This window comes from Mycetohabitans sp. B2, assembly GCF_021733735.1.
GTDB lineage: Bacteria > Pseudomonadota > Gammaproteobacteria > Burkholderiales > Burkholderiaceae > Mycetohabitans > Mycetohabitans rhizoxinica.
Window position 1 is genome coordinate 1 of sequence record NZ_JAHKSP010000007.1, and the last position, 7,921, is coordinate 7,921.

8 protein-coding genes and 2 pseudogenes are annotated in these 7,921 nt (G+C 62.4%); 4 read left to right on the plus strand and 6 right to left on the minus strand.

All coding sequences use genetic code 11. The annotated features are described in order from the left end of the window. Positions 1-182 (minus strand): annotated as a pseudogene (locus tag KPG66_RS01800) (hypothetical protein); the annotation flags it as partial. Between the two features lie 133 nt (positions 183-315). Between KPG66_RS01800 and KPG66_RS01805 the strand changes: the two are divergent. Next, on the plus strand, positions 316-975 hold the full coding sequence (locus KPG66_RS01805; protein ID WP_237069840.1) for a DedA family protein: 660 nt from the start codon (positions 316-318) through the stop codon (positions 973-975). Positions 976-994: 19 nt separating this feature from the next. Here KPG66_RS01805 and KPG66_RS01810 read toward each other — a convergent pair whose 3' ends face one another. Further along, the gene (locus tag KPG66_RS01810) at positions 995-2,560 is read right to left on the minus strand and encodes an N-acetylmuramoyl-L-alanine amidase (protein ID WP_041753044.1); all 1,566 of its coding nucleotides are present in this window, start codon (positions 2,558-2,560) and stop codon (positions 995-997) included. Continuing rightward, positions 2,554-3,078 carry a tRNA (adenosine(37)-N6)-threonylcarbamoyltransferase complex ATPase subunit type 1 TsaE gene (gene tsaE, locus KPG66_RS01815; RefSeq protein ID WP_237069841.1) on the minus strand — a complete coding sequence of 175 codons (525 nt, stop codon included), beginning with the start codon at positions 3,076-3,078 and terminating at the stop codon, positions 2,554-2,556. Before tsaE ends, KPG66_RS01810 begins: the two co-directional genes overlap by 7 nt. Before the next feature lie 17 nt (positions 3,079-3,095). Between tsaE and queG the strand changes: the two genes are divergently transcribed. The 3 genes from queG to xerD all read left to right on the plus strand — a co-directional run bounded on the left by queG (position 3,096) and on the right by xerD (position 5,764). Next, a complete protein-coding gene (gene queG / locus KPG66_RS01820) occupies positions 3,096-4,247 on the plus strand; it encodes a tRNA epoxyqueuosine(34) reductase QueG (RefSeq protein ID WP_237069842.1) in 1,152 nt (383 codons plus the stop codon). Between the two features lie 102 nt (positions 4,248-4,349). Further along, entirely contained in the window at positions 4,350-4,841 is a 492-nt protein-coding gene (locus KPG66_RS01825) for a methylated-DNA--[protein]-cysteine S-methyltransferase (RefSeq protein WP_013434219.1), read from the plus strand. Continuing rightward, on the plus strand, positions 4,838-5,764 hold the full coding sequence (gene xerD, locus KPG66_RS01830; RefSeq protein WP_237069843.1) for a site-specific tyrosine recombinase XerD: 927 nt from the start codon (positions 4,838-4,840) through the stop codon (positions 5,762-5,764). Before KPG66_RS01825 ends, xerD begins: the two co-directional genes overlap by 4 nt. A gap of 70 nt (positions 5,765-5,834) precedes the next feature. Here xerD and KPG66_RS01835 read toward each other — a convergent pair whose 3' ends face one another. The 3 genes and pseudogenes from KPG66_RS01835 to KPG66_RS01845 all read right to left on the minus strand — a co-directional run. Continuing rightward, positions 5,835-6,059 carry an IS4 family transposase gene (locus KPG66_RS01835; RefSeq protein ID WP_336886340.1) on the minus strand — a complete coding sequence of 75 codons (225 nt, stop codon included), beginning with the start codon at positions 6,057-6,059 and terminating at the stop codon, positions 5,835-5,837. Positions 6,060-6,184: 125 nt separating this feature from the next. Continuing rightward, the gene (locus tag KPG66_RS01840) at positions 6,185-6,595 is read right to left on the minus strand and encodes an NMCC_0638 family (lipo)protein (RefSeq protein WP_237069845.1); all 411 of its coding nucleotides are present in this window, start codon (positions 6,593-6,595) and stop codon (positions 6,185-6,187) included. Between the two features lie 225 nt (positions 6,596-6,820). Continuing rightward, positions 6,821-7,477 (minus strand): annotated as a pseudogene (locus KPG66_RS01845) (ShlB/FhaC/HecB family hemolysin secretion/activation protein); the annotation flags it as partial. Positions 7,478-7,921 lie beyond the last annotated feature (444 nt).

Sequence of the window (7,921 nt, forward strand, 5' to 3'; positions counted from 1 at the left end):
GCGCCGGGGGCCGGATCTGCGACGGAGGCCGGATCGGCGGCGGGGGCCGGATCTACGGCGGAGGCCGGATCGATGACAGGGGCCGGATCGACGACAGGGGGCGACGGCGTCGCCGGTGGCGATTCGCCGTCAACGGGTGGGCGCGCCGCGTCGGACATGCTCGGCTCAATGGACTGTGACATCCATCTATTATAGCGAGGCGCCGCTGCCCGGTCGTGACGGGGTTGGGTGCGCTGGCGACCGGATGGATTCATCGAAGCAGACGGAGTATTCCGGTATCATCCACGCCAATTTCCGTGGTTTCAAGGATGTCTTTTGGATACCTTCCTGCAATTTCTTAGCCTAGTTCTGCATATCGACAAGTTTCTGGGCGACTTCATCCAGCAGTACGGCGCTTGGGTGTATGTCGTGCTGTTCCTGATCGTGTTCTGCGAAACCGGCTTGGTCGTGTTGCCGTTTCTGCCGGGCGATTCGCTACTGTTCATTGGTGGTGCGTTCAGCGCGTCCGGCTCACTGGACCTGCTATTGCTGAACGTGCTGTTACTAGTGGCGGCAATCGGCGGAAACACGGTGAATTATCTGATCGGCGGCTATATCGGACCGAAAGTCTTCGATGCGCATTGGAAGTTTGGCGAACGCTTCCTGGATCGGGCTGCGCTGATGAAGACGCATCAATTTTACGAGCGCCACGGCGGCAAGACGATCGTGCTCGCGCGCTTTGTACCGGTGGTGCGCACGTTTGCACCGTTTGTAGCCGGCGTATCCGGCATGAGTATGATGCGCTTTCAGCTCTACAACGTGCTAGGCGCGTTGCTGTGGGTCGTACTGCTGACCGTGTGCGGTTATTTGTTCGGCAATATTCCGTTCATCCGCGACCACCTGAATACGATCGTACTGGTCGGCGTAGCCACGGCTGTTGTACCGGTGGTACTGGGCGCGGGCTGGAAGATGTTGCGCCGGCGCCGAGCCGGCTAGCCGTAGGCGCGCTGACGCATTATGCCATCCGGTTCTTCGAGAGCGGCGGATTCGCGGCGAAGTAGCGCTTGATGCCCTTTAGGATCGCATTGGCCATCTGGTCGCGGTACGCTTCGGAGTTCAGCCGCTGCTCCTCATCCGGATTGCTGAGGAACGCGGTTTCTACGAGGATCGATGGAATGTCTGGCGCTTTAAGCACCGCGAAGCCGGCTTGCTCGACGCTGCCTTTGTGCAGCTTGTTGATGCCACTGATCTCCTTGAGCACGTAATTGCCGTATTTCAGTGAGTCGCGGATTTGTGCGGTCGTTGACATATCGAACAGCGCCCGCGTCAACGTCACGTCCCGGGTCTTAAAATCCACGCCGCCGATCTGATCGGCGGCGTTTTCCTTTTGCGCGATCCAGCGCGCCGCGGCGCTGGTGGCGCCGCGCTCGGACAGCGCGAACACCGACGAGCCACGCGCCTGCGGCGAAGTGAACGCGTCCGCATGAATCGACACGAACAGGTCAGCGCCGACGCGTCGTGCCTTTTGTACGCGTACCGCAAGCGGCACAAAAAAGTCCGCGTCGCGCGTCATCATCGCCCGCATGTTCGGCTGCGCGTCGATTTTCGCGCGTAGCCGCTTACCGATGTCCAGCACAACATGCTTCTCGTAGGTTCCGGCGCCGCCAATCGCGCCCGGATCCTCGCCGCCGTGCCCGGGGTCGATCGCTACGGTTAGCAGGCGGACCGTGCCGGACTTGCCCGGCGGCACTTTGAAGCCGTAGCCGTCGTTGTCGCGGCGCGTCGCCAGCGCGCGCCCATCGGTGTTGCCGTTGGGCCGCGGCGGCGCCGACGGCGGTTGGCTGGGCTTGGCCGATGGGGTGTCCCGTGGCGGCACCGCATCGCTTTGCGCAAAGCGCTGGAAGAACGCATCGCTGTTGTCGCTCGCATGGCCGCGTCCGCTGGCCGGCGGTGCGATGCCGGCCAGCGTGTCGCGCCCTGGGGCGCCGTCGGACGGCGACGGCATCGCGAGCGCCGGACCCGACAGCGTCGCGCCCGGAACCGAGCGTTGCTCGAGCGCTTCCTCCTTGCGTTGCGTCTGCGCGAGCAGCTCCATCAGCGGATCGGGCGGCACGGCCGGATACAGGTCGAACACGAGCCGGTACTTGTACGAGCCGACCGGGGTGAGCGCGAACACCTGCGGCTTGACCGACCCCTTCAGGTCGAACACCATCCGGACCACGTGCGGCTGGAACTGGCCCACGCGTACCGATTGGATTTGCGGGTCATTGGGCGTGATCTTCGCAACCAGATCCTTTAGCGTCTGGTCCAGCTCCAGTCCATCGAGATCGACGACGAGCCGGTCCGGTTCCTGTAGTAGTTTTTGCGAGTTCTGCAGCGGTTGGTCCGACTCGATCGTCACACGCGTATAGTCACGCGCCGGCCACACGCGCACGCCCAGCACTGCGGCCGCGTGCGCGGTGCGCGGCGCGGCCAGGCCCAGTAACAGTGTCGAGGCGCCCGCGCGCAGGATCTGCCGGCGTCGCCAGCAATGCGATGCGGTCGCGGCGGATTCAATCGAGCGGAACGGTTTGATCAGCATCGGGCAACGCACTCTTTTCCGGTTTCGCTATAGGCACGCGCAGTCAGCTTGCGGCCTTCGCCTTGGACTTCAAGCTCGATCTGCAAGTCGGGTACGCCAAGCACGCCGCCGGCGCGCTGCGGCCATTCGATCAGGCACAGCGCCCCGGTGTCGAAGTACTCGCGAAAACCGGCATCTTCCCATTCCGCCGGATCCGCAAAGCGGTATAAGTCGAAGTGATAGATCGACAGCGGCGCGCCGTCGACATTCTCGATCGTATAGGGCTCGACAAGCGTGTAGGTTGGGCTGCGCACGCGTTGCGCGTGGCCGAGTGCGCGCAGCATCGCGCGCACCAGCGTCGTCTTGCCGGCGCCAAGCTCGCCGATCAGGTGCACCTGCATGCCATGCGCGGGCGCGGCCCGCATCGCCGCCGTGATCGCCGCGGCCAACGTTGCGCCGAACGTGTTAGCCGCGTGCTCGTTCGGCAGCGCGAACACGCGTTCTGTCAATGGACGAGGCGAGGCTTGTGCATCTGGCATTGCGTACAATAGAAAGGATGAAACAACCGCCGGATACCGAGATTCACCGCGCGATGCTCACCGACGCCGACCTTGCGTCGCTGGCGCGGCGTGTGCGCGAATGGGCGCGCGAGTTGGGCTTCAGCGCCATCGGCATCTGCGATATCGATTTGTCCCATGCCGAAGCGGGACTGGCTGCGTGGATCGACGCAGGTTATCACGGCGAGATGGATTATATGGCCAAACACGGCATGAAGCGTGCGCGGCCGGCCGAACTTGTGCCCGGAACGCAACGGGTCATCAGCGCACGGATGCCGTATCTGCCTGCCGGGACGCCGGCGTCATGGCGCGCGCGCGAGCATGCGCGACTGGCCGATCCGAGCGCGGCGGTGGTCTCGATTTATGCGCGCGGTCGCGATTACCACAAAGTGATGCGCCAGCGCCTGCAGCGATTGGCCGAGCGGATCGAAGCCGCCATCGGCCCGCTTGGCTACCGCGTGTTCACCGACTCGGCGCCGGTGCTGGAGGTCGAACTTGCGCAAAAGGCCGGACTCGGATGGCGTGGCAAGCACACATTGCTGCTCGATCGCGATGCCGGTTCATTGTTTTTTCTCGGCGAGATCTTTGTCGATGTGCCATTGCCCACCGATGCGCAAAGCCAGCCGTCGCGTGTGCCGCAACAGGCGGGCGCGCATTGCGGTGCCTGCACGCGCTGTATCGATGCGTGCCCGACGGGCGCCATCGTGGCGCCGTACAGGCTTGATGCGCGCAAGTGCATCTCCTACCTGACGATCGAGTTGCGCGGCAGCATTCCGGTCGAGTTGCGCGAGGCGATTGGCAACCGCGTGTACGGATGCGACGATTGCCAGCTCGTGTGCCCATGGAACAAGTTTGCGCAGCCGAGCGGGTGCGCGGACTTCGATGTGCGCAATGGGTTGGACGGCGCGCAACTGATCGAATTGTTCGGCTGGAGCGAGCAGGATTTCGACACGCGCCTGGCGGGCAGCGCGATCCGCCGGATCGGCTACGAGCGCTGGCTGCGCAATCTCGCGGTCGGACTCGGCAATGCGCTGCGCGCCGGTGGCGGTGTGCAGGGGCGCGATGCTGTGCTGGCGGCGTTGCGCAAGCGCGAAGACGATCCGTCTGCGCTGGTGCGTGAGCACGTGCGCTGGGCGCTGGGCTACGAATAGACGTCGCATATCAGCCAGCCGTCGCGATGCCGCAGACACGATTCGGACGTAGAATCGACCCGTTCGTGCCGCGTACCGCCGCGCGCACCCAGGAGGATTGGCATGTTCAATGCCGTGATCGATGCACCATTTGGACGGGTCGGTATCCGCAGCGATGACCGGTTTGTTCATGAAATTGTTTACCTGCCCGGCACGACCTTGCTGCGCGAGCCGGACAACGCGCTGGCCCGGCGTGCAGCAGCGCAGATCGTGGCCTATTTTGAACAGGCCGATACGGTGTTCGACTTGCCGCTGTCGCTCGCCGGCACCGCGTTCCAGCGCCGGGTATGGGACGGCATCTGTCGCATTGCACCCGGCACTGTCTGGACCTATGGGCAGCTGGCGGCGTCGATTGGCGCGGTGCCGCGTGCTGTCGGACAGGCGTGCGGGTCCAACCCTGCGCCACTGGTCGTTCCATGTCATCGCGTCGTGGCGGCGAACGGCCTCGGCGGCTTTGCGCATCATGCCGGCAAGGGCTTTTTTCATGACGTCAAGTGTTGGCTGCTGCGCCATGAAGGCATCCGCGTGCCGCAGCAGGGTGAGCTGTACGCATGAGCGACGTGCAAGCCCAACAGTCGAGCGCGTCTCGCGACACGAGCGCGCAAGCGATCGACGCATTCTGCGACGCGCTATGGCTCGAGCATGGGTTGTCCCGCAATACGCTGGATGCGTATCGGCGCGACTTGTCGCTGTATTGCGACTGGCTCGCGGCGACGCACGAGCGCACGCTTGACGCGACGCGCGAGTCGGACTTGAACGGCTACCTGGCGGTGCGCAGCGATGGCAAGGCCAGTTCCGCGAACCGGCGCCTGTCGGTGTTCCGGCGCTACTTCGCGTGGGCGCTGCGTGAGCATCGCGTCGCGGCCGATCCGACGCTGCGCATCCGCTCGGCCCGGCAGCCGCCCCGTTTTCCGTCCTCGCTCAACGAGGCCCAAGTCGAGGCGTTGCTGGGTGCACCGGACCTGGACACGCCACTTGGATTGCGCGACCGCGCGATGCTTGAGCTGATGTACGCGAGTGGGTTGCGTGTCTCGGAGTTGGTCACGCTCAAGACGGTCGAAGTGGGGTTGAACGAGGGTGTGGTGCGCGTGATGGGTAAGGGCGCGAAAGAGCGCCTGGTGCCGTTTGGCGACGAGGCCCGAGGCTGGCTGGAGCGCTACCTGCGCGACGCGCGCGCGGTGCTCCTCGGGACGCGTGGCGCCGACGCCCTATTCGTGACGGCGCGCGGCGGCGCGATGACGCGTCAGCAATTCTGGAACATCATCAAGCGATATGCGTTGCGTGCCGACATTCACGTGCCGCTGTCGCCGCATACGTTGCGGCATGCATTCGCGACGCATCTGCTCAATCATGGTGCGGACCTGCGCGTGGTGCAGATGCTGCTTGGCCACAGTGATATTTCGACGACCCAGATCTACACCCATGTCGCACGCGAGCGCCTCAAGGCGCTGCATGCGATACATCATCCGCGTGGTTGAGCGGCGTGGGACCGATTGGCTTGGTGGGCGGTGAACCTTGGCGCCTTCAGGACTGAGCTTTATTCACAAGCTATGGACCTGAATTAAGGATGCGGAACATCTCGGTGATTTCGTGTAAGGCGAGGAAGCCGCGCCAGATGAGCGTGGCACCGGGTGGTGGATCATGACGGCGATTCAGGTAGCCGCCCAGGGTGGCAATCCATCGTATCGCCTGGCGCAGCGACGGCACCATGTCTGGTGGCAAAGTGGTTCGATGCACGCGGCAATACAGAGCTTGCCATTCGAGTGGCGCGATATCGGCAGGCGGTTCTTAAGGAGAATCCAACCATGCAAAGCATGAATATTTCGTTGCCGGAACCGCTCAAGCAGTTTGTGGATAGGCAGCCTGAGCGTGCATCGCATGTTAGCAGAATGCGCCCGTTATTTTGATGAAGAAGCGACGTTGGCTGCGGCCACCCGGAGAGAGGCTTGAAATGCGCCACCTGGACGTTCGGTAGTCAGCATGATAAATACAAAGCCGGTTAAAGCGCCGATTGCAGACAATTCATACACAAGTACACGTGTATTTCCAGTTGGCTCCTCCAAGGTTTTATCTTCTAACACGTCGAAATTCATCCCGGGTCGTTTGCTGCCTTCGACTATCTTTCTGAACATGGACTCAACTTCGTCCGCCTTAGCTGCTTGCGCATAGACAGCGCATGCTTGCGTCTGTCCGCGTATAGCGAGTGCGAAATTTCCGTAGCGAGTTGGCACGGCCCAGGCCTTTCCTTTCTTTCCCTCTCCGACGAAAACATACAATGGGATAGGATCGGTGATTTCACGCAAATGCATTTTTTCTGCTCACTTTTGCACATCCTCTGGTTTTCCCATGTTGGGTATGCATGCGTCTATAAATAGCCTAACAACAGTATGGGCAGCTAGATCCGCTGCCAATGCGGTATGAGAGGTTAGGGACAGCGCTAAGGCTAAAAACAGCACAAGGCTACTCGTTCGGATGCGCATAGGACTTCGTCAAAAAGACGGGAAAACGGATGGAGATCGACACTATGTGCCCGCTTACAACTGCGCGCTCAGTCGAAAGCCGACTGTGACGCGGGCCGTTGATAATGCCGATGGACGATACAGGGGCGTGCCGGCAGACAACTCGTACGTGTAGGTGGCCAAGCGCGTGGGCACCGTGCCGCGCAACCCTAGCGCCGCGCCGGCAAGCTGCGTGCCGCCCTGGCCCTGTGTTAATGGACCAAAGACTTGACCATAGTCAAGCGCCGCGTAAGCGTGCTGCCCGGTGTGCGCAATCGGCGCTTGCAGTTCGTTGCGCCAGTAAAAGCCGCGTTCGCCGGCGAGCATTGTCTCGCCATCGAAACCGCGCACGGTGTAGCGGCTGCCAATGGTGAGGCCATCTAGATAAAAAAGTCGGTTGTTGGTGAACTGCCCGTGTGCCGCGCTGACGTAGCGCAACGGCTGGCTCGCGAGCGTGAACGGCACGGACAGATTCGCATCGAGCGATGCCATGCGCAGTCGATACGTTGGATAGCCGCGTGGCAACGCTGGCGTTGCGCCAAGCCAACCCAGACCCTGCCGGTATGCGAGCAAGCCATCAAACTGTGCGCCGCCGACATAATGCCGGTGAGTCAAGCCCAGCTCGATAAACGTATTATTACGTCGTTGTGGTTTGATTTCGGTGTCTTCAATAAAGCTCGCGCCAAAGCGCTTAATGCCGCCGAGCAGCAGGGCCGCGCACCCTGCAAGCGGACCAGCGTAGCGAAGGGGTACCAGTGCTGTCGAGGTTGGCAAAGCAGGTGTTCCTTAGCAAATAGGGGCTGGCGCGGCCAGCGGGGGCCTGATATTGGCATGGCGGGGCGGCCCACTGGGGTGGGCCGGTCCGTCCCGCGCAGTATTTTTTCCGATCGAATGGGGGCGGTGTCCGGGGCACGGCACAGGTGGTTGGGCAATGGCGAACCTTTATACTAAAGTGGTTAAATTGCCCGACGAGGCTAACCTATATGGCAACGCGTTGGATTTTAGTGGGTGTTGAGCCAGTGTGGCGTGTGGGCCGGGCCCGCTTCGTGGCGCTCGGGCTAAGCGCGTGGCCAGCATGGGGCCTTGCGCAAATCGTGCCGGCTCCTGGGGGAGAGACTCGAGTCATCCAAACGCAAA

Excerpts from the sequence above, each read along its gene's own strand:
- KPG66_RS01810 (WP_041753044.1), bottom strand. The coding sequence starts at position 2,560 with ATGCTGATCAAACCGTTCCGCTCGATTGAATCCGCCGCGACCGCATCG.
- tsaE (WP_237069841.1), bottom strand. The coding sequence starts at position 3,078 with ATGCCAGATGCACAAGCCTCGCCTCGTCCATTGACAGAACGCGTGTTC.
- queG (WP_237069842.1), top strand. The coding sequence starts at position 3,096 with ATGAAACAACCGCCGGATACCGAGATTCACCGCGCGATGCTCACCGAC.
- KPG66_RS01825 (WP_013434219.1), top strand. The coding sequence starts at position 4,350 with ATGTTCAATGCCGTGATCGATGCACCATTTGGACGGGTCGGTATCCGC.
- xerD (WP_237069843.1), top strand. The coding sequence starts at position 4,838 with ATGAGCGACGTGCAAGCCCAACAGTCGAGCGCGTCTCGCGACACGAGC.
- KPG66_RS01840 (WP_237069845.1), bottom strand. The coding sequence starts at position 6,595 with ATGCATTTGCGTGAAATCACCGATCCTATCCCATTGTATGTTTTCGTC.